This window comes from Marinobacter xestospongiae (assembly GCF_023156385.1).
GTDB lineage: Bacteria > Pseudomonadota > Gammaproteobacteria > Pseudomonadales > Oleiphilaceae > Marinobacter > Marinobacter xestospongiae.
This window is the reverse complement of sequence record NZ_JAKZAK010000017.1, coordinates 74,913-95,453: the sequence shown is the minus strand read 5'-3', so window position 1 is coordinate 95,453 and position 20,541 is coordinate 74,913. Positions and strand designations below refer to the sequence as shown.

The 20,541-nt window shown below is 62.5% G+C and carries 19 protein-coding genes; 13 read left to right on the top strand and 6 right to left on the bottom strand.

Annotated elements, in window-relative coordinates; all coding sequences use genetic code 11:
- Positions 1-9: 9 nt before the first annotated feature.
- The 3 genes from ftsA (at position 10) to lpxC (ending at position 3,686) form a co-directional block, all read left to right on the top strand.
- Entirely contained in the window at positions 10-1,245 is a 1,236-nt protein-coding gene (ftsA, locus tag MLD24_RS13335; protein WP_227172242.1) for a cell division protein FtsA, read from the top strand.
- Between the two features lie 112 nt (positions 1,246-1,357).
- Positions 1,358-2,515, top strand: a complete 1,158-nt coding sequence (ftsZ, locus tag MLD24_RS13330) for a cell division protein FtsZ (protein WP_227172241.1) — start codon at positions 1,358-1,360, stop codon at positions 2,513-2,515.
- A 253-nt stretch (positions 2,516-2,768) separates the two neighbouring features.
- Complete coding sequence (gene lpxC, locus MLD24_RS13325) at positions 2,769-3,686, top strand: UDP-3-O-acyl-N-acetylglucosamine deacetylase (protein WP_227172240.1); 918 nt, start codon at positions 2,769-2,771, stop codon at positions 3,684-3,686.
- An 11-nt stretch (positions 3,687-3,697) separates the two neighbouring features.
- Here the strand turns inward: lpxC and MLD24_RS13320 are convergent, their stop codons facing one another.
- Complete coding sequence (locus tag MLD24_RS13320; RefSeq protein ID WP_248167071.1) at positions 3,698-4,144, bottom strand: DciA family protein; 447 nt, start codon at positions 4,142-4,144, stop codon at positions 3,698-3,700.
- 310 nt (positions 4,145-4,454) lie between these two features.
- On the opposite strand from MLD24_RS13320, the gene MLD24_RS13315 reads away from it, so the two are divergent.
- The 6 genes from MLD24_RS13315 (at position 4,455) to ribA (ending at position 11,817) form a co-directional block, all read left to right on the top strand.
- Positions 4,455-5,399 carry a M23 family metallopeptidase gene (locus MLD24_RS13315; RefSeq protein ID WP_248167068.1) on the top strand — a complete coding sequence of 315 codons (945 nt, stop codon included), beginning with the start codon at positions 4,455-4,457 and terminating at the stop codon, positions 5,397-5,399.
- 187 nt (positions 5,400-5,586) lie between these two features.
- Positions 5,587-8,334, top strand: coding sequence for a preprotein translocase subunit SecA (gene secA, locus MLD24_RS13310; protein ID WP_248167066.1), 2,748 nt, complete (start codon positions 5,587-5,589; stop codon positions 8,332-8,334).
- A gap of 95 nt (positions 8,335-8,429) precedes the next feature.
- Complete coding sequence (gene argJ / locus MLD24_RS13305) at positions 8,430-9,647, top strand: bifunctional glutamate N-acetyltransferase/amino-acid acetyltransferase ArgJ (protein ID WP_248167065.1); 1,218 nt, start codon at positions 8,430-8,432, stop codon at positions 9,645-9,647.
- Between the two features lie 2 nt (positions 9,648-9,649).
- Positions 9,650-10,588: a Nudix family hydrolase gene (locus MLD24_RS13300; RefSeq protein ID WP_248167063.1), complete on the top strand. Its 939-nt coding sequence runs from the start codon at positions 9,650-9,652 to the stop codon at positions 10,586-10,588.
- Positions 10,589-10,622: 34 nt separating this feature from the next.
- Positions 10,623-11,102 carry a cyclic pyranopterin monophosphate synthase MoaC gene (moaC, locus tag MLD24_RS13295; RefSeq protein WP_227172234.1) on the top strand — a complete coding sequence of 160 codons (480 nt, stop codon included), beginning with the start codon at positions 10,623-10,625 and terminating at the stop codon, positions 11,100-11,102.
- 100 nt (positions 11,103-11,202) lie between these two features.
- A complete protein-coding gene (gene ribA, locus MLD24_RS13290) occupies positions 11,203-11,817 on the top strand; it encodes a GTP cyclohydrolase II (protein WP_227172233.1) in 615 nt (204 codons plus the stop codon).
- 37 nt (positions 11,818-11,854) lie between these two features.
- On the opposite strand, the gene dxs is transcribed toward ribA, so the two are convergent.
- The 4 genes from dxs to MLD24_RS13270 all read right to left on the bottom strand — a co-directional run bounded on the left by dxs (position 11,855) and on the right by MLD24_RS13270 (position 15,888).
- Positions 11,855-13,795 (bottom strand): 1-deoxy-D-xylulose-5-phosphate synthase, encoded by a 1,941-nt coding sequence (gene dxs / locus MLD24_RS13285; RefSeq protein ID WP_248167061.1) that lies wholly within the window; start codon positions 13,793-13,795, stop codon positions 11,855-11,857.
- A gap of 109 nt (positions 13,796-13,904) precedes the next feature.
- Positions 13,905-14,804, bottom strand: coding sequence for a (2E,6E)-farnesyl diphosphate synthase (gene ispA / locus MLD24_RS13280; RefSeq protein WP_248167059.1), 900 nt, complete (start codon positions 14,802-14,804; stop codon positions 13,905-13,907).
- A complete protein-coding gene (locus MLD24_RS13275) occupies positions 14,805-15,059 on the bottom strand; it encodes an exodeoxyribonuclease VII small subunit (protein ID WP_227172230.1) in 255 nt (84 codons plus the stop codon).
- Between the two features lie 40 nt (positions 15,060-15,099).
- The gene (locus MLD24_RS13270) at positions 15,100-15,888 is read right to left on the bottom strand and encodes an NRDE family protein (RefSeq protein WP_248167058.1); all 789 of its coding nucleotides are present in this window, start codon (positions 15,886-15,888) and stop codon (positions 15,100-15,102) included.
- Positions 15,889-15,987: 99 nt separating this feature from the next.
- Between MLD24_RS13270 and MLD24_RS13265 the strand changes: the two genes are divergently transcribed.
- The 4 genes from MLD24_RS13265 to folA all read left to right on the top strand — a co-directional run bounded on the left by MLD24_RS13265 (position 15,988) and on the right by folA (position 19,021).
- Positions 15,988-16,785 carry a sulfite exporter TauE/SafE family protein gene (locus MLD24_RS13265; protein ID WP_227172228.1) on the top strand — a complete coding sequence of 266 codons (798 nt, stop codon included), beginning with the start codon at positions 15,988-15,990 and terminating at the stop codon, positions 16,783-16,785.
- Positions 16,786-16,850: 65 nt separating this feature from the next.
- A complete protein-coding gene (gene lgt / locus MLD24_RS13260; protein WP_227172227.1) occupies positions 16,851-17,636 on the top strand; it encodes a prolipoprotein diacylglyceryl transferase in 786 nt (261 codons plus the stop codon).
- Positions 17,636-18,475 carry a thymidylate synthase gene (locus MLD24_RS13255; protein ID WP_248167056.1) on the top strand — a complete coding sequence of 280 codons (840 nt, stop codon included), beginning with the start codon at positions 17,636-17,638 and terminating at the stop codon, positions 18,473-18,475. The genes lgt and MLD24_RS13255 overlap by 1 nt, the downstream gene beginning before the upstream one ends.
- A 30-nt stretch (positions 18,476-18,505) precedes the next feature.
- Positions 18,506-19,021 carry a type 3 dihydrofolate reductase gene (folA, locus tag MLD24_RS13250; protein ID WP_248167054.1) on the top strand — a complete coding sequence of 172 codons (516 nt, stop codon included), beginning with the start codon at positions 18,506-18,508 and terminating at the stop codon, positions 19,019-19,021.
- On the opposite strand, the gene MLD24_RS13245 is transcribed toward folA, so the two are convergent.
- On the bottom strand, positions 19,000-20,520 hold the full coding sequence (locus MLD24_RS13245) for a DEAD/DEAH box helicase (protein WP_227172224.1): 1,521 nt from the start codon (positions 20,518-20,520) through the stop codon (positions 19,000-19,002). The genes folA and MLD24_RS13245 overlap by 22 nt on opposite strands.
- Between the last annotated feature and the right edge of the window lie 21 nt (positions 20,521-20,541).

The following is a 20,541-nucleotide window of genomic DNA, read 5'->3' as shown; positions in this document are numbered from 1 at the left end:
GTGAATTACATGTCATCGGTTGATACGGAAAATATGATTGTTGGCCTGGATATCGGAACCTCCAAGGTGGTTGCGATTGTGGGCAAGCGCAAGCTGGACGGCACCATCGAAGTCGTGGGCATTGGCTCGCATCCTTCCCGGGGGCTGAAGCGGGGCGTGGTGGTGAATATCGAAACCACCGTCCAGGCGATCCAGCGGGCCATCGAAGAAGCGGAGCTGATGGCGGGCTGCCGTATCCACTCGGTGTATGCCGGGATTGCAGGTAGCCATATCAAGAGCCTGAATTCCCACGGCATTGTGGCGATCCGCGACCGCGAAGTGACCCAGGCGGACATTGACCGGGTGATTGATGCGGCCCAGGCGGTGGCGATACCGGCGGATCAGAAGGTCCTGCACATCCTGCCGCAGGAGTTTGTTATCGACAGCCAGGAAGGCATCAAGGAACCCATGGGCATGTCCGGAGTACGTCTGGAAGCCAAGGTTCATCTGGTTACCTGTGCGGTCAATGCGGCCCAGAATATCGAGAAGTGCGTCCGCCGCTGTGGTCTGGACGCCGACGACATCATCCTGGAGCAGCTGGCGTCCAGCTATGCCGTGCTGACCGAGGATGAGAAGGAACTGGGAGTGTGCGTGGTGGATGTGGGTGGCGGGACCACCGACATTGCGGTGTTCACCGGCGGCGCGATCCGCCACACCGCGGTCATTCCGATTGCCGGCGATCAGGTCACCAACGACATCGCCATGGCCCTGCGGACACCGACCCAGAATGCCGAAGAAATCAAGATCAAGTATGCCTGCGCGCTGACCCAGCTGGCCGGCGCGGATGAGACCATCAAGGTGCCCAGCGTTGGTGACCGGGCACCCCGGGATCTGTCCCGTCAGGCCCTGGCCGAAGTGGTTGAGCCTCGCTATGAGGAGCTGTTCACTCTGGTCCAGTCCGAGTTGCGCCGCTCCGGGTTTGAGGACCTGGTGCCGGCAGGCATCGTGATCACCGGCGGTTCCTCCACCATGGAAGGGGTGGTGGAACTGGCCGAGGAAATCTTCCACATGCCGGTACGACTGGCCTGCCCGCAGGCCGTTGCCGGGATGACGGAAGTGGTCAACAACCCGATCTACGCCACTGGCGTCGGGTTGTTGATCTATGGCTTCCGCCAGATGGATCTGGGAGAGGAGCCCACGGTCAAGCAGGAGGAACAGCCGTCCCTGGTTGAGCGCATGAAAAACTGGTTTACCGGGAATTTCTGACGGGCCAGCGCTGTGCCGGAGGTCATGCCGGCAATACGAAGGTATCTCGAAAAAACAGAGACGAAAAAAATCAGTCGGGAACAGGCTGACAACAGTACGAAGGAGTAGGGGAATGTTTGAACTCGTAGATAATGTCCAGCAAAACGCTGTGATTAAGGTCGTCGGTGTCGGCGGCGGCGGTGGCAATGCCGTTCGCCACATGCTGAACAGCGACATCGAAGGTGTTGAATTCATTTGTGCCAATACCGATGCCCAGGCACTGACCGATATGGACCCCCGTCAGGTGATCCAGCTCGGTGGCAACATCACCAAGGGCCTCGGGGCCGGTGCCAACCCGGAAGTCGGGCGTCAGTCGGCACTGGAAGACCGGGACCGCATTGCCGAGTCCCTCAAGGGCGCCGACATGGTGTTCATTACCGCCGGCATGGGCGGCGGCACCGGTACCGGTGCCGCGCCGATTGTTGCCGACGTTGCCCGTGAGCTGGGCATCCTGACCGTTGCGGTGGTGACCAAGCCGTTCGTGTTCGAGGGTGGCAAGCGCATGAGCGTGGCCGAAGAAGGCCTGAAGGAACTGGAAGAGTGTGTGGACTCCCTGATCACCATCCCCAACGAGAAACTGCTGGCGGTGATGGGCAAGAAAACCAGTCTGCTGGACGCCTTCGCCTCTGCCAACGACGTTCTGCTGGGCGCGGTTCAGGGCATTGCCGACCTGATCACCCGCAACGGTATGATCAACGTCGACTTCGCGGACGTGAAGACGGTGATGTCGGAGATGGGCATGGCGATGATGGGTACGGCGCGCGCCACCGGCGAGAACCGGGCTCAGGAAGCCGCCGAAGCTGCCGTTCGCAGCCCGCTGCTGGAAGACATCAACCTGCAGGGCGCCAAGGGTATCCTGGTCAACATCACCGCGGGTATGGATCTCAACCTGGGCGAATTCTCCGAAGTGGGCGATATCGTTCGGGAATTTGCATCCGATTCGGCCACCGTCGTGGTGGGTACGGTAATCGATCCGGAGATGACCGACGAACTCAAGGTGACCGTGGTGGCAACCGGCCTGGGGGGCGATCGCGAGAAACCCACCAAGGTTGTGGACAATACCCGTTCCCTGGATGGGACAACCGATTACAATCAGCTTGACCGGCCGGCTGTTCTGCGCCGTCGCGCGGTTGCCAATGGCAATGTGGCGATGGAACAGAGCAAGGACAGCGAAGAGCAGAGTGTGGACTATCTCGATATTCCCGCATTCCTGCGTCGTCAGGCGGACTGATAGGGTGCTCACATTGCACCCTGTTTGCCCGTAGAAAAGTCAGTAGGGCCAAGGGTGGCAAGACCCCGCTGGGTTACCATCGCGGGGAGATTGCTGTCTCCGGGTTACCACTGATACCGGGTTTAATCGGGCAGACTGAATGCCTGCCGGTGGCCGCCGGCTGGTTAAATGGTATTCAGTTGCATTCTTTGATATCCTCTGGCCAGTTTTTTGCCCAGAAGATATCGACTTTTTGTTACGGGTATATTTACCGATGATCAAACAACGGACCCTTAAAAACACCATCCGAGCCACCGGCGTTGGCTTGCATTCGGGTGAGAAAGTTTACCTCACGCTGAAGCCCGCTCCGGTGGACTCAGGTATCGTATTCCGACGGGCGGACCTTGATCCGGTCGTCGAAATCCGCGCCTGCGCCGAGAATGTCGGCGAAACCATGCTGTCGACGACGCTGGTAAAGGACGGTGTCCGTGTGGCAACAGTAGAGCACCTGCTGTCCGCCATGGCGGGTCTCGGCATCGACAACTGTTACGTGGAACTGAGCGCGGCGGAAGTGCCGATCATGGACGGCAGTGCCGGTCCTTTTGTGTTCCTGCTGCAGTCTGCCGGTATCGCCGAGCAGGACGCTCCCAAGCGGTTTATCCGCATCAAGCGGGAAGTGTCTATCGAAGAAGGCGACAAGAAAGCCACCTTCCTGCCATTTGACGGCTTCAAGGTCAGCTTCGGCATCGATTTCGACCATCCGGTGTTCAAGGGCCGTGCCCAGACCGCGTCGGTGGATTTCTCCAGCACCTCCTTTGTGAAGGAAGTCAGTCGCGCCCGGACCTTCGGGTTCATGCGTGATATCGAGAAACTGCGGGCGATGAACCTGGCTCTGGGTGGCAGTGTCGACAACGCCATCGTGGTGGACGATTACAAGATCCTCAACGAGGACGGCCTGCGCTACGACGACGAGTTCGTCAAGCACAAGGTACTGGACGCCATTGGCGATCTGTACCTCCTGGGCAACAGCCTGATTGGCGAGTTCCGCGGCGTGAAGTCAGGGCACGACCTGAACAACAAGCTGCTGCGCAAGCTGCGGGCCGAGCAGGACGCCTGGGAAGTGGTGACCTTCGAAGACGAGAGCACCGCGCCAATCTCCTATCTGAAACCAGTCCTGGCCGCCCAGGGTTGAGCCGGGAGGGCTCAATCCTTGGTATGACTGGCGAGCTTTTCGAGAACCTCGCGTAGTTTCCTATCCTTCGTGTGCCCGGCTTCCTCTTTGAGGAGCCGGGCGTTTTCGTTACTGAGAGTCTTGGCGTGACGCACGGTTTCCGCCGCGAAGCGTGCCGGAATCACCTTGACCTTGAACTTCCACACGAACTCCAATACTGACTGTTCCCGCAGTGCCGCCATGATTTCATGTTGCCGGTAGCGCAACTGGGTGGCCACGGTGGCTGACTCTGCGCTGAGTGTCAGTTCGCCATCGAGGTAGCTGACAAAACGAACGCCGTACTGCAGTCGCTCGGGAAGCGCTGCCAAAACCTGGCGTTCGACCTGGTGATGCAGTTCCGCCTTTGACAGCAGACTCCTCAGGATCGGGCCCTGGCGAGTGGCGTTGGGGGTGAGATCCAGGCTGGCTTTTTTCTTCATTGTTCAGGTTTTGCTCGACGGCGTCCGTTACATTTAGTTACACTTCGGCACGTTTATTCAGTAGGTCCTGTATTACACTCGTTTTACATTGAGATGGGCGGGCGTGTCCATGGGGGCCAACTGATTGTTTCAGTCTTGGTTGTGCCGTTTCCCCGTGATGCCTCGCCAATGAGCGCCAGACTGCCTGCAACGGAGTGGCAAGGGGTATCCTGCCCCGGTTTTTGCCACGTACGCCGGCAGTTCCAGTTATCCAGTGGGAAACGCAACCAGCGGAAGGTGCAGCGGTTCCCGTATGAATCCAGAACATGACATGAATATTATCCTGGTCGGCAAGCGTCACGGACAGTCCCGTGTGGTTTCCCTCGGACTGCCAGCCGTCCTGCTGTTGGTGGCCGTCGGGATGTCCCTGCTGGCGCTGGCGGTGTGGGCCGGCTATCAGGCTGGTGGCGGTGCTACCTCAGGGGCCCAGGCGCCGGTGGTGGTAACTTCACCGCTGGTGCGTGAGTGGCAGGGGCGGTTAAGCGAGCAGGATCAGCAGTTGGCGGATCTGCAGCGTCGCACCGCGCAACAGGTAGACGCCCTGACCCTGCGTCTTGGTCAGATGCAGGGGCGGTTGTTGCGCCTGGATGCCATGGGCCAGCGCTTCGTGGAATCCGGCCTGATTGCCAGCGAAGAATTCAATTTTGATCAGCCTGCGGCCGTTGGTGGTCCGGAAGACGCCCTGCCGGGAGAGTCTTTCTCCACGCCGGAGCTGACGGAGATGGTGGCACAGCTGGAGGCCCGAATCGCTGACCGGGAGCAGCAGCTGCGCCTGCTCGACTCGTTGATCTCTCACAAGCAGCTGGAGGACGAGCGCTTCGTGGCAGGTCGTCCGATCACTTGGGGCTGGCTGTCCTCCCGCTATGGCTACCGTTCCGATCCGTTCACCGGTCGTCGCACCTGGCATGGTGGCGTGGACCTTGCCGGCAAGGATGGCAGCGACATCATCGCCGTTGCCGCCGGGGTGGTGACTTACTCCGACAAGCGCAGTGGCTATGGCAATCTGGTTGAAATCGACCATGGTGATGGACTGGTTACCCGCTACGCCCACTGCAAGACCCTGAAGGTCCAGGTGGGTGATATTGTCGAGAAAGGCCAGGTGCTGGCATTGATGGGCAGCACGGGACGTTCCACCGGCCCCCATGTGCACTTTGAAGTGCTGCAGGACGGTAAGAGTCAGAACCCAGAGCATTACATCCAGCGCGCCAGTCGCTGACGGCACGCCAGCGGCCCACACGCTGGCGTGACCGCCTCTCCCCACCGCACTCCCTCCTTGCCGGAACTCCCCCGATGTGCCGGTTTTTGCGTGTCAGTCGCCGTTGCCGTCGGACCTGCCTTTTTTCCTTGTGCGAAATAAGGTTAGAATGCCGGCTCCCTACGTTTAATCAAAGAAGCAGTGGTCTATGTTCACGAAGCTTGCAACGAAGTTGTTTGGCAGTAAAAACGCCCGCGAAATCAAGAGAATGCGCAAGACAGTTACGCGTATCAATGAGCTTGAAGAGCAGTATGGGGCGTTGTCTGACAGCGAGTTGCAGGGTAAGACCGCTGAGTTCCGTCGTCGCCTGGACGAAGGCGAAGCCCTGGAGGCACTGCTGCCCGAGGCCTTTGCCACCGTGCGCGAGGCCAGCCGTCGCAGTATGGGCATGCGTCACTATGACGTTCAGCTGATCGGTGGTATCACCCTGCACGAAGGCCGTATCGCCGAGATGAAGACCGGTGAAGGTAAGACCCTGGTAGCCACCGCGGCGGTATACCTCAACGCTCTGCCAGGCAAAGGCGTGCACGTGGTGACGGTGAACGACTACCTGGCCCGCCGGGATGCAGAGTGGATGGGCAAACTGTACCGGTTCCTCGGCCTGCAGGTCGGGGTGATTGTTGCCGGCCAGTCTCCTGCCGAGAAGCGTGAAGCCTATCAGGCCGACATCACCTACGGCACCAACAACGAGTTCGGCTTTGACTACCTGCGGGACAACATGGCGTTCAGCACCGCGGACAAGGTCCAGCGCGACCTCCACTTTGCCATTGTCGATGAGGTCGACTCGATCCTGATCGATGAGGCCCGTACCCCGCTGATCATCTCCGGTGCCGCCGAAGACAGTTCCAAACTGTACCGCGAGATCAACGAACTGGTCCCCAACCTTGAGCGCGGTGAGGCGCCGGAGGACGGTGAGCCTACCGGTGATTTCACCATCGATGAGAAAAGCCGTCAGGTTGAACTGACCGAGTCCGGTCATGAGAAGGTTGAAGAGCTGCTGCTGCAGCGGGAAATGCTGAAGGAAGGTGAAAACCTGTACTCCGCCACTAACCTGGCGCTGCTGCACCACGTCCATTCGGCTCTGCGCGCCCACCATCTGTTCCAGAAAGACGTCGACTACATTGTCCAGGGTGGCCAGGTGGTCATCGTCGATGAGCACACCGGCCGGACCATGCCGGGTCGTCGCTGGAGTGAGGGGCTGCACCAGGCCATCGAGGCGAAGGAAGGGGTCAACATCCAGGCTGAGAGCCAGACCCTGGCATCCACCACCTTCCAGAACTATTTCCGTCTCTACGACAAACTGGCGGGGATGACCGGTACCGCCGATACCGAAGCCTTCGAATTCCGCCAGATCTATGGTCTCGATGTGGTGGTGATTCCACCCAACAAGACCATCCAGCGGATCGATTACAACGACCTGATCTACCTCACCCAGGAAGAGAAATTCCAGGCCATCATCGATGAGGTCAAGGATGTAACAGCCGAGGGCCGGCCGATCCTGGTTGGTACCGCCTCCATCGAGGCCTCCGAGCTGCTGTCCATGCTGCTGCGCAAGGCTCGCATCGAGCACAAGATCCTCAACGCCAAGCAGCACGAGAGTGAAGCCCAGATCATCGCCCAGGCTGGTCGTCCCGGTGCGGTGACCATTGCCACCAACATGGCCGGTCGGGGTACCGACATAGTGCTGGGGGGCAACTGGGAGTCGGAAGTGGCGGCCCTTGAGAATCCATCTGAAGAGCAGGTCGCGAAGATCAAGGCGGCCTGGAGCGAGCGCCATAATCAGGTGCTGGAAGCCGGCGGTCTGCACATCATCGGTACCGAGCGTCACGAATCCCGCCGTATCGACAACCAGCTGCGGGGCCGGGCCGGTCGTCAGGGCGATCCCGGTTCTTCCCGCTTCTTCCTGTCGCTGGAAGACAACCTGATGCGGATTTTCGCTCCGGAACGGGTGAAGAACCTGATGCAGGCGATGGGCATGAAGAAGGGCGAGGCCATCGAGCACCGGATGGTGACCAACGTCATCGAAAAATCCCAGCGCAAGGTGGAAGGTCGCAACTTCGACATGCGTAAGACCCTGCTGGAGTATGACGACGTAGCCAACGACCAGCGTACGGTGATCTACGACCAGCGTAACGAGGTCATGGCTGCCGAGGATGTTTCCGACATGGTCCACACCATCCGCGAAGATGTGGTGGACAGCCTGGTGAGCGAGTTCATTCCGCCCCAGAGCATGCCGGAGCAGTGGGATGTGGCGGGCCTGGAGGCTCAGCTGCAGCAGGAGATGGCGGCTGAACTGCCGATCCAGCAGTGGCTGGACGAAGACAAGAAACTCCACGAGGAGACCTTGCGTCAGCGTATTCTGGAAGAGATCGTCAAGGTCTACGCCAGCAAGGAAGAGGTGGTGGGCGCCGAGTCCATGCGCAAGTTCGAGAAGCAGGTGTTCCTGCAGGTGCTGGATACGCTGTGGAAAGAGCACCTGTCCAACATGGATCACCTGCGTCGCGGTATCCACCTGCGGGGCTACGCCCAGAAGAATCCGAAGCAGGAATACAAGCGCGAAGCCTTCAACCTGTTTGAGACCATGCTCGACAGCATGAAACGGGATGTTGTCCGCATTCTCTGCCACGTCCGGGTACAGAGCCAGGAAGAGATGGAAGAGATTGAGCGTCGTCGCAAGGCCGAGCTGGAGCGGGAGCTGGCCTCTGCCCGCCTGCGCCATGACGAAGGCAGTGCCACGGCGGCGGCGCAGCAGCCGGAAGGTGAGCGTGGCGGCGACCAGTCCGGCCAGGCGACGCCGGAAACCTTCGTGCGCCAGGAGCGAAAGGTGGGGCGAAACGAGCCCTGTCCCTGCGGGTCTGGCAAGAAGTACAAACAGTGCCATGGCAAAGTGAGCTGATACAGACACAAGCTGGCGTTACTGGACCCGCACCCTGGCATCGCCAGGCTGCGGGTTTTTCGTTTACAGACACCCATCATTACAGGAGAGAGAGCATGGCGGTAGGTCCGGGTACCTTGCCTGAGTTTGCGCCGGTTGGCGGCGTTCGTCTGGGAGTAGCCAGTGCCGGGATCAAGACCCCCGGGCGCCAGGATCTGGTGGTTTTCGAGCTGGCGGAGGGCGCCCGGGTAGCCGGCATCTTCACCCAGAACCGCTTCTGCGCCGCGCCGGTACGGGTTGCCCGCGAACACTTGCAGCTGGGCCAGCCCCGCTATCTGGTGATCAATACCGGCAACGCCAACGCCGGCACCGGAGCCCAGGGCATGGCGGATGCCCGGGCGACCTGTGAGGCGCTGGCCCAGGCTGCCGGTGTGGCGCCCAGCCAGGTGTTGCCGTTTTCCACCGGGGTGATTGGTGAGCCACTGCCACTGCAGCGACTGGTGTCGGCGTTACCGGCCGCGCTGGCCAACCTGGATCAAGGTGCCTGGGCGGAGGCGGCGGCCGGCATCATGACCACCGACACCCGGCCCAAAGGGGCGTCGACACAGGTCACCCTGGGTGATCGGGTGATCACCATCTCCGGGATCAGCAAGGGCGCTGGCATGATTCGCCCCAACATGGCCACCATGCTGGGCTTCATCGCCACTGATGCCGACATCGAGCCCGGCCTGTTGCAGACGCTTGCCAGTGAGTTGGGGGATCAGTCCTTCAATCGCATCACCATCGACAGCGACACTTCCACCAACGACGCCTGCATGCTGGTGGCGACCGGTGCCGCCGGCGGTGACAGCCTGACCGCCGACAGTGCGGAGCTGGGCGTCTTCCGCGAGGCCCTGGCACAGGTGTACCTGGAGCTGGCCCACGCCATTGTCCGTGATGGCGAGGGGGCAACCAAGTTTGTCACCCTGGAGGTGAGTGAGGCGGCCACCCAGGAAGAAGCCCTGGCCGTAGCCTACACCGTGGCCCACTCGCCACTGGTGAAAACCGCGCTGTTCGCCTCCGATCCCAACTGGGGGCGAATTCTCGCCGCGGTTGGCCGGGCCGGAATCGACGATCTGGACCTGGACGCCCTGGAGATCTGGCTGGGGGATGTCTGTCTGGTACGGGACGGCGGCCGGGCTGCGGACTACAGCGAAGCCCGTGGCCAGGCGGTGATGGATCGGGAGGAGATCACCATCCACATCAACCTGCGCCGGGGTGAGGTGTTTGAGCGGGTCTGGACCTGCGATTTCTCCCATGACTACGTCACCATCAACGCTGAGTACCGGACCTGAGCATGAAAGAGGTTCATGTTGCGGTTGCGGTGATCTACCGACAGGGGCGGGTACTGATTGCCCGCCGCCCGGACAGCGTCCACCAGGGTGGGCTGCTGGAGTTTCCCGGTGGCAAGGTGGAGCCTGGTGAGAGCGTCCAGATGGCGCTGGTACGGGAGATTGATGAAGAAACCGGACTCAAGGTGCCGCCGGCGTCCCTGCAGCCGGTGATTGGCATACGCCACGACTATGGTGACAAACGGGTGTTCCTGGATGTCTGGCGCAGCGATGCGGCCGAGGGGGAGGCCCATGGCCGCGAAGGTCAGCCAATCCAGTGGCTGGCACCGGATCAGCTCCGGGATGAGGATTTTCCCGCCGCCAACCGCCCCATCATTCGGGCCCTGCGGTTGCCCTGTCAGCTGGCCATAAGCGGCGGCTTCGACGACGTCGAGCAGGGCGTCGAGCGGCTCCGTCAGCAGCTTCAGCACCAGTCCGGGATGGTGGTGTTGAGGGCGCCCTGGCTTTGCGCCGAGGACTACCAGGCGTTTGCGGCCGCGGCCCAGGAGGTGTGCCGCAAAGCCGGTGTCACGCTGCTGGCACACGGTTCGGCGGGCTGCCTGCAGGGGCTTGCCGTCGATGGCCTGCACCTGCCCTGGCGGGAAGCGGCGGGTCTGGACGAGCGTCCGGTACCGGCGTCTTGCTGGCTTGGCGTATCCTGTCACGATGAGGCGCAACTGGCCCACGCCATCGCGTTGGGTGCCGACTTTGTGACCCTGGCGCCGGTACAGCCGACCCGGACCCATCCGGACGTTGCCGCGATGGGCTGGGCCCGGTTCCAGGCCCTGACGGCCGCGGCGACGGTGCCGGTGTATGCCCTTGGTGGTCTGGGGCCGGACGATGTGAGCCAGGCCCGGGAGGCTGGCGGCCAGGGCATCGCCGGTATTGGCTATTGGTGGCGTTGAGCTGCCGTGAGACTCTTCGAACTGAGGTATTACTGTGACTAAACTGACCCACCTGGATGACCAGGGCCAGGCCCGCATGGTCGATGTGACCGACAAACAGGTCACCGAGCGTGAGGCCTGTGCCGAAGCACTGATCCGCATGGCGCCCGCCACCCTGGCGATGATTGTCGATGGCGAGCACCCCAAGGGCGATGTACTGGCGACCGCACGCATCGCCGGCATCATGGCGGCGAAGAAGACCCACGAACTGATTCCACTGTGTCATGCCCTCAACCTGACCTCGGTCAAAGTGGTGCTGACGCCACAGCCGGAGGTCTCGGCGGTGCATATTGAGGCCCGCTGCAAGCTCGCGGCCCGGACCGGGGTGGAAATGGAGGCGCTGACGGCCGCCAGCGTGGCGGCATTGACCCTCTATGACATGTGTAAGGCGGTAGACCGGGGCATGGTCGTGGAGCAGGTCCGGCTGCTGGAGAAAAAGGGTGGGCGCAGCGGTCACTGGCGCGCCGACGATTGAGGCTGGGCCGGTGAGCCGTTTGACGATGAGCGGTGGCTGCGCGTGAGGCCGCCGTTCTGCTAAAATGCCCGGCTTACCGCATTAACCACGAGGATTTACTGTGGCCGTTCGCTACGTTCAGACCTGCCGGCTTCCCACCCCTTTTGGTGTCTTCGACATGCACGGCTTCGAGGAACCGGACACTGGCAAGGAGCATATTGCCCTGACGTTGGGGGAGCTCGACCGTAGCGAACCAATGCTGGCCCGCACCCATTCCGAATGCCTGACCGGCGACGCCCTCTACAGCATGCGTTGTGACTGCGGCTACCAACTGGAAGAAGCCCTGCGCAGCATCGCCCGGGAAGGTCGGGGCATCCTGCTGTATCTGCGCCAGGAAGGTCGTGGCATCGGGCTGCTGAACAAGATCCGCGCCTATCATCTGCAGGACCAGGGGGCCGACACGGTCGAGGCCAACGAGAAGCTGGGGTTTGCCGCCGACCTGCGGGATTACAGCATGTGTAAGGACATGCTCGACCACCTCGGTATCCGCAGCCTGCGGCTGATGACCAACAACCCCCGCAAGGTTGCCGCGCTGACGTCCTACGGCATCGACATTGCCGAACGGGTTCCCCTCCACGTTGGTCGCAACCCTCACAACGAAGGCTACCTGGCTACCAAGCAGAGTAAGCTGGGACACTGGCTGGAAACCCATCAGGACGACGATCCCGAAGGCTAGTCGGGGTATCGGCGGGGCCGTCGGCCCCGTCGGGAATCTATCTCACCGCCTGCAGGGTTTGGCCCTGGGGCAGGCTGTCGAGGCGCCGTTCGATGGCCTGGCGGATGCCGTCGGCGTCGAGGCCGCATTCGCTGAGCAGCTCGCCGTGTTTGCCGTGATCGACAAAGCGATCCGGTAGGCCCAGTTGCAGCAGGGGCTGAGCCAGGCCCTGTGCCAGCAGGAATTCACCTACCGCACTGCCGGCGCCGCCGGCAATGACGTTCTCCTCCACCGTGACCAGCAGGTCATGGTTCTCTGCCAGTGCCAGCACCAGAGCCTCGTCCAGCGGTTTAACGAAGCGCATGTCCGCCACGGTGGCATCCAGCGCCTCGGCGGCCTGCTCGGCAGCACTCAGGCGGGTGCCGAAATTGAGGATGGCAATGCGCTTGCCTTCCCGCCGCATCCGGCCTTTGCCCAGGGGTAGGGGGGTCAGCGTCTGCTGCATGTCGACGCCGGGGCCGGTGCCCCGGGGGTAGCGCACGGCTGCGGGGCCGTCGTGCATCAGGCCGGTGTGCAACAGCTGGCGGGTTTCGTTCTCGTCCGCCGGCGCCATCACCACCAGGTTGGGAATGCAGCGCAGGTAGCTGAGGTCGAACGCGCCAGCGTGGGTGGGGCCGTCTTCACCGACCAGGCCTGCCCGGTCGATGGCGAACAGCACGTCCAGATCCTGGATGGCGACATCGTGGATCAGCTGATCGTAGGCCCGCTGCAGGAAGGTGGAGTAGATGGCCACCACCGGCTTGGCGCCGTCACAGGCCAGGCCAGCCGCCAGGGTGACCGAGTGCTGTTCGGCAATGGCAACGTCGAAATAGCGGTCCGGAAAACGCTTGGAGAACGCCAGCAGGTCGGACCCTTCACACATTGCGGGGGTGATGCCAACCACCCGGGCATCCTGTTCCGCCGCGTCGCACAGCCACTGGCCAAAGACGTTGGCGTACTTGGGCCGGGGCGCCGGCTGGGCGGGTTTGTCCACCACCTGGGGTTTGCTGGCCGGTGCCGGTTCGATCTTGTTGATGGCGTGGTAGCCCACCGGATCGGCCTCAGCGGGGGCAAAGCCCTTGCCCTTCTTGGTGACCACATGCAGGAACTGGGGGCCTTCTAGGGCGCGGATGTTCTCCAGGGTGTCCACCAGCAGCGGCAGGTCATGGCCATCAATGGGGCCGATGTAGTTGAAGCCCAGCTCCTCAAACAGGGTGCCGGGGGCAATCATGCCCTTGAAGTGCTCTTCGGTCTTGCGGGCCAGCGCCTTCAGCGGTGTGCCTTCCAGCAGTCGTTTGCTGCTGTCGCGAACCTGATTGTAGGTGCGACTGGCCAGCAGCTTGGCGAAGTAGTTGGACAGGCCGCCAACGTTGTGGGAAATCGACATGTCGTTGTCGTTGAGGATCACCAGCATATTGGCCCGCAGGTGGCCGGCGTGGTTGAGCGCCTCGAACGCCATGCCGGCGGTCATTGCGCCATCGCCGATCACCGCGATGCTGCGGCGTCCGGTGTCCTGCATCCGGGCGGCAATCGCCATGCCCAGGGCGGCACTGATGGAGGTGCTGGAGTGGCCGACGCCAAAGGTGTCGTACTCACTCTCGGCGCGCTTGGGAAAGCCCGCGAGACCATCCTTCTGGCGGATCGTGCCCAATTGTTCGCGGCGTCCGGTAAGGATCTTGTGAGGATAGGCCTGGTGGCCCACGTCCCACACCAGGCGGTCGTCCGGGGTGTTGAACACATAGTGCAGGGCTACCGTCAGCTCCAGCACCCCCAGGCCTGCTCCGAAATGGCCGCCGGTCTGGCCGACTGACCACAGCAGGAAGGCGCGCAGTTCCCGCGCCAGCTCGGGCAACTGGGCAGCCGACAGCTCGCGCAGTTGGTCTGGGGTGTCAATCCGGTCCAGCAGCGGCGTGTTGGGGCGCTGCGGGGGGATTTCCTTGAATGTGTATGTATCCTGCATCCGCTTGGGTCTTTTCCGCGTGGTTCTGCTACCGATGGTAGTGCTATGTGGGGGCGATTGATACCGCCGTATTATACGGGATGGCCGCGCCCTGGATCGATGGTATCGATCAGTGGCTGCGGCTCACCACGAAGTCGGCCATGGCCCTCAGCGGGTCGGCTTCTGTGCCGCAGTCTGCCAGAGCGTCCTGGGCCTGGGTCAACAGGTCCCGGAGGTGGGAGCGGGCGCCGTCCACACCCAGCAGGGCGGGGTAGGTGGGCTTGTCCCGGGCAGCGTCTGATCCCTGGGGTTTGCCGATCACCGCGGTGTCGCCCTCGATGTCCAGCAGATCGTCCTGGACCTGAAAGGCCAGCCCCAGGGCGCGGGCATAGCGGCTCAGCGCCGGCAGTCGCTCGCGGGCGTGGTCGCCGGCGGTGAGGGCGCCAATGCGAACGCTGGCTTCGATCAGGGCGCCGGTCTTGTGGCGGTGCATGGTTTCCAGGTCGTCCAGCGACAGTGCCTTGCCGACGGACGCCAGGTCGATCGCCTGACCTCCCACCATGCCGCTCTGGCCACTGGCCCGGGCCAGTTCCGCCACCATCTTGAGGCGGGTGTCAGCATCGAGCTGCGGGGCATTGGCCAGCCATTCGAATGCGGCGGTCTGCAGGGCGTCGCCAGCGAGGATGGCGGTGGCTTCGTCGAACGCAATGTGGACCGTGGGGCGACCGCGCCGCAGGTCGTCGTCGTCCATCGCCGGCAGGTCATCGTGTACCAGCGAGTAGGCGTGGATCGCTTCAATGGCGCAGGCCGGTACCAGCGCTTCCTCAACGCTGTTCCCCACCACCTGGGCGGCGCCCAGGCATAGCGCCGGACGGATGCGTTTGCCTCCCCCCAGCAGGCTATAGGCCATGGCTTCGCGCAAGCGGGCCGGCGCGGCGCTGGCCTGGTCCAGCAGGCGGGTCAGCTCGGCGTCAACGCTCTCCTGGCAGGAACCCAGGAACACCAGGGTATGGTCCGTGTTCTGTTCCATTTAGGCGTTCTCGTCGGGCTTGAACGGTGTCGACTGGAGGCTGCCGTCTTCCAGCTGAACCAGTTGCTCAATGCGCTGTTCTGCGGCTTTCAGGGCCTGTTGGCAGTCCCGGGTGAGCTTGACGCCCTGTTCGAAGGCGCCGAGGGATTGTTCCAGCGACAGTTCCCCCTGTTCCAGGTCTCGGACCAGGCGTTCCAGTTCGTTGAGGGACTTCTCGAAATCGGCAATCGAGGTGGTGCTTGGCTGATCGGCCATGGTGCCGGCTCTCCCATTGCTCAGGCGGTTTTTCGCGGGATTATATCAGAGGTTCCCGCTGCCAGCAGAACTGTCGCCGCTGGTTGGGGTGGCCATCGGGGCGCCAGCTCTGTTCGGTCACCGTCACTTCGCCGTCACGGCGGACCGTGACAATGGTGGTGGCGCGGGTGCCGTAGTGCTCCCCCACGATGAAAGGGGACGACAGAAAGCGCTCGGTAGCCAGGCCAACGCCGGTGTCCGGCAGGGCGTGATCCGGTGCCGGGGTCTGGTCCTGCAATGGTCGGATCAGCCGCTGGTGCAGACCGGAGGTGTCATCCGCCGGTGCCAGCATCAGGGTGGTCATCACCGCCTGGCGTAATCGCAGCAGCTTGGGCCATGGGCTCTGGAGTAGGTGGTTGCTGAGACCGTAGCTGGCCCGGTGTAATTGGCGGCCGGGGTGAGCATCGCGGTTGCTGTAGTACCAACCCTGGTCCAGTCGCCCCCCGGTGCCCAGCACCACCAGGTTGAAGCCGCCGTAGTCGGTGCCGTGCTGTGCCAGGTGGGTGCTGACCGCCTCGGTGCTGGCGAGCGCCTGCAATGGCAGCTCGCCACGGCTCAGCCGGGCCGGCTCCGGCGTGCCCTCCCGGACATTGGTGACCGCCGCCACGCGGCCATTGGCGGTCACTGCCAGCCAGGTGCCGCCGGCCTGCAGGTCGCGACCGGCGAGGATGTTGGGCTCGGGCCACCAGTCCATGGCGGCGGTGGGGCGCTGATGGAACTCGTCCCGGTTGGCTGCCACCACCAGCGGGTAGTCGGGGTGTTGTCCCAAGGCAAAAGCGATCAGGCACATAGGGCGTCCTTTTGTAACGGCCGGCGGGATGCGGAATGTGTTCTCGACAGCGCTTGTGTATCATACCAGCCTTGTTTTTTCAGGCGGGATGATCGACCAATGTCGCTGCTGGTTCTGTTTGCTCTCTATCTCGGCCTGGGCGCCCTGGCCGGCACCCTGGCGGGGCTGTTCGGGATTGGTGGCGGTCTGGTGATCGTGCCGGTGCTGATCTTCAGTTTCGGGCTTCAGGGTGTGACCCCGGATGTGGCCGCGCACCTGGCGGTGGGAACGTCGCTGGCGACCATTGTGTTCACGTCCATCAGTTCGGTGCGTACCCACCACGCCAAGGGAGCGGTTCGCTGGGATCTGTTCCGACCGATGACTGTTGGCATTGTGCTGGGGGCGGTGCTCGGTGCCTGGACAGCTTCACTATTGTCCGGTGCGGCCTTGGAACTGATCATTGGGATCTTTGTCATCCTGGTGGCGCTGAAAATGCTGCTGGAAGTAAACCCCAGTCCCAGTCGTGATGTGCCGGGTGGTACGGGGCTGGGGGCTGCCGGCGCCGGCATTGGCTGGGCCTCGGCGATCTTCGGTATTGGCGGCGGAACCCTGACAGTACCGTTTCTGAGCTGGTGCAATGTGCGTATGCAGCAGGCGGTGGCCACCTCGGCGGCCTGCGGTCTGCCGATTGCGGTTGCCGGTGCGCTCACCAATCTGGCGACCGGCTGGTCCCAGCCCCAGTTGCCTGAGTACAGCGTGGGCTATGTCTATCTGCCGGCACTGCTTGGCATTGTGTTGACCAGCGTGCTGTTCGCCCGGGTTGGCGCCAATCTGGCCCACCGGCTGGATGCCCGCCTGCTGAAGCGGATCTTCGCACTGCTGCTGATCGTGGTGGGCGTGCGCTTCCTGTTTCACTGAGACCTGATCATCGGCCGGCTGTCGTCTGGCCTGACCCATTTATCTGCTGACAATTGAGGTAATCGATGCTTCGTCATCCCCAGTTTGATCCGGTCGCCATCTCTGTGGGGCCCCTGAAAGTGCACTGGTATGGATTGACCTATCTGGTGGGCTTCCTGGTGGGCTGGTGGCTGGGGCGGCTGCGTACCCGTAAGCCCTGGTCTCCCCTCAATGAGGAGCAGATGGGGGATCTGCTGTTCTACATCGCCCTGGGGGTGATTCTCGGCGGCCGGTTCGGCTATGTGGTGTTCTACAACTTTGACCAGTTCCTGGCCGATCCGCTGTGGCTGTTCCGAGTCTGGGAAGGCGGCATGGCATTCCACGGTGGCCTGTTGGGGGTCATGGTGGCCATGTGGTGGTATGCCCGCAAGATTGGACGCACCTTCTTTGAGCTGGCGGACTTCGTGGCGCCGCTGGTGCCGGTGGGTCTGGGGGCCGGCCGCATCGGCAACTTCATCAATGGCGAGTTGTGGGGCCGCCCCACGGATGTGCCCTGGGGCATGGTCTTTCCCCAGGCGCCAGACCTGCTGGCGAGGCATCCTTCCCAGCTTTACCAGTTTGCGCTGGAAGGAGTGGCGTTGTTCATCGCGCTGTGGTGGTTCTCTTCCCGTAAACGGCCGACGATGGCGGTGTCTGGCCTGTTCCTGGTGCTGTACGGCTGTTTCCGGATTCTGGTGGAGTTTGTGCGCCAGCCGGATGCCCAGCTCGGTTATCTTGCGTTTGACTGGTTGACCATGGGGCAGTTGCTGTCGCTGCCGATGATTCTGGCCGGCCTGGGCCTGATTGTATTTGCCTATCGGAGAAACACCTGATGAAAGCCTATCTCGAACTGATGCAGGACGTGGTCGACAATGGGACCGACCGGGGCGACCGCACCGGCGTTGGCACCCGCTCGGTGTTCGGCCGCCAGATCCGCTTTGATCTGGCCAAGGGTTTCCCGCTGGTCACCACCAAGAAGGTCCACCTGCGCAGCATCATCTATGAGCTGCTGTGGTTCCTGAACGGCTCGACGGACAACACCTGGCTGAAAGAGCGCAAGGTCTCGATCTGGAACGAGTGGGCGCTGGAGAATGGCGACCTGGGGCCGATTTACGGCAAGCAGTGGCGTAGCTGGCAGTGTCCCAATGGTGAGGTGGTGGACCAGATCAGCGATGTTATCGAACAGATTCGCAGCAAACCCAATTCCCGCCGGCTGATTGTGTCGGCCTGGAACCCGGCGGAGTTGCCGGATGAAACCATCGCCCCTCAGGCCAACGTTGAGCAGGGGCGGATGGCGCTGGCGCCATGCCATTGCCTGTTCCAGTTCTATGTGGCGGACGGTCGGCTGTCGTGCCAGCTATACCAGCGCAGCGCCGACCTGTTCTTGGGTGTGCCCTTCAACATCGCCTCCTACAGCCTGCTGACTCACATGATTGCGCAGCAGTGTGATCTGGAGGTGGGGGAGTTTGTTCACACCTTCGGTGACTGTCACCTGTACCAGAACCATCTCACCGACGACATCGTATTCGAACAGCTGGGGCGGGAACCCCGGGCTTTGCCGAAGCTGGTGATCCGCCGGCGGCCGGACAGCATTTTTGACTATCAGCTGGATGACTTCGAGTTCGAGGGTTACGAACCCTGGCCGCTGATCCGTGCTCCGATTGCCATTTAGTGGTGTAACTGAAAGAACCGAGAGATTGATATGAGAACTGCCCTGATCGTCGCCATGGCCCGCAACCGGGTGATCGGCCGCAACAACGCCTTGCCCTGGTACCTGCCGGGTGATCTGCGTTACTTCAAGCAGGCCACCATGGGCAAGCCGATCATCATGGGACGCAAGACCTGGGAATCCATTGGGCGGCCCTTGCCGGGACGGCTGAATGTGGTGATTTCCCGGAATCCGCAGTGGTCCGCGCCGGAAGGCATTCCCACCGTGCGCTCACTGGCCGAGGCGCTGGTCAAGGCCGAAGCCCAGGCGGAGCTGGAGGGAGGTGACGAGGTGATGGTGATTGGCGGCGGCCAGATCTACGCCGAGGCGTTGCCGCAAGTGGATCGGATGTACATCACCCAGGTGCACGCAGAGGTGGAGGGTGATGCCTGGTTCCCGGAAGTGGACTGGGATCAGTGGGAGGAAATCGGACGGGAGGATTTCTCCGCGTCCGATAACAACCCTTACGACTACAGCTTCGTGGTGTATCAGCGCCTGCGGTCGGACTGACGACCGCCGTTGCTACCACCGCCACTCTTGCCTTTGTAGCCGTCCGGGCGACCACGACCCTTCGGCCCTTTCTTGAAACCAGGCTTCTGACCCGGACGCGGACCACGGCGCTTGTCGTGGGGGCGACCGCCTCCACCCTGTTTGCGGCGCGGTGCCGCAGAGGGAATCGGCAGATCCGCCGGTTGCTCCAGTGGCAGCAGGCCGGGCTGACCCGCCTCCATGCCGCAGGCCAGTGCCGCGGCGAGCATGGCGATGTCCATGTCGTTCCGCTCGGCGATGTCATCCAGCAGCGCCATGGCCTTGGCCAGTTTGGGGTCTTCCACAAAGCCCAGCAGCTGGCTTTCAAACTGCTGTTCCCGCAGCTTCAGCAGATCCGCCGGTGACGGCAGCTGGTAGGCCTCCATCGGTGAGTTGGTGGCCCGCTCCAAGGTGCGCAGCCAGCTGCGCTCCCGCGGGGTGACCAGCAGGATGGCCTTGCCGCTGCGACCGGCGCGACCGGTACGGCCTACCCGATGGATGTACGCTTCGCTGTCGTAAGGCACATCGTAGTTGATGACGTGGGTGATGCGGGGGACATCCAGGCCGCGGGCGGCGACGTCAGTGGCAATGACGATGTCTTTCTTGCCCCGTTTCAGGTCTTCGACCGTCTGTTCACGCTGGCGCTGGTTGAGATCGCCGTTCAGGGGCGCAACCGCATGGCCGCGGGCGGACAGCTTGTCAGCCAGCAGTGCGGTTTCGGCCTTGGTGCGCACGAAGATGATGGCGGCGTCGAACGGTTCCACTTCCAGGATGCGGGTGAGGGCATCAAGTTTGCGTTCGGCGTAGACCGGCAGCATGAACTGGGAGATCCGCTCGACGGTGCGGGTCTGGCTCTCGATCTTAACTTCCTGGGCGTCGCTGAGGTAGGTCTGTGCAACCTTGCGAATCTGCGGCGGCATGGTGGCGGAGAACAGCGCCCGCTGGCAGTCCGCCGGGGTGGCGGCCAGGATGGCTTCAACATCGTCGATGAAGCCCATTCGCAGCATCTCGTCGGCTTCATCCAGCACCAGTGCCTTGATGCGATCAAGCTTGAGGGTGCCGCGACGCAGGTGGTCCAGGGTCCGACCCGGGGTGCCAACAATTACCTGGGCGCCACGCTTGAGGGCCTTGAGCTGGGGATAGAAATCCTGCCCGCCGTAGATCGGCAGAACATGGAAATCGCGGAACCGGCTGGCGTAGCTATTGAACGCTTCGGCAACCTGAATGGCCAGCTCCCGGGTTGGCGTCAGCACCAGGATTTGGGGGTGATTGCTGGAGGCGTCGATACGGCTCAGCAGCGGCAGTGCGAAGGCTGCGGTCTTGCCGGTACCGGTCTGGGCGATGCCCAGCAGGTGTTTGCCGCCCAGCAGGATCGGAATGGACTGGGCCTGGATGGGCGACGGGGTTTCGTAGCCAATGGCCGTGACGGCCTCGAGAACGGCCGCATCAAGGCCAAGCTCGGCAAAGGATTCTGTAGACATCAAATTACTCGGAAGTGGAGG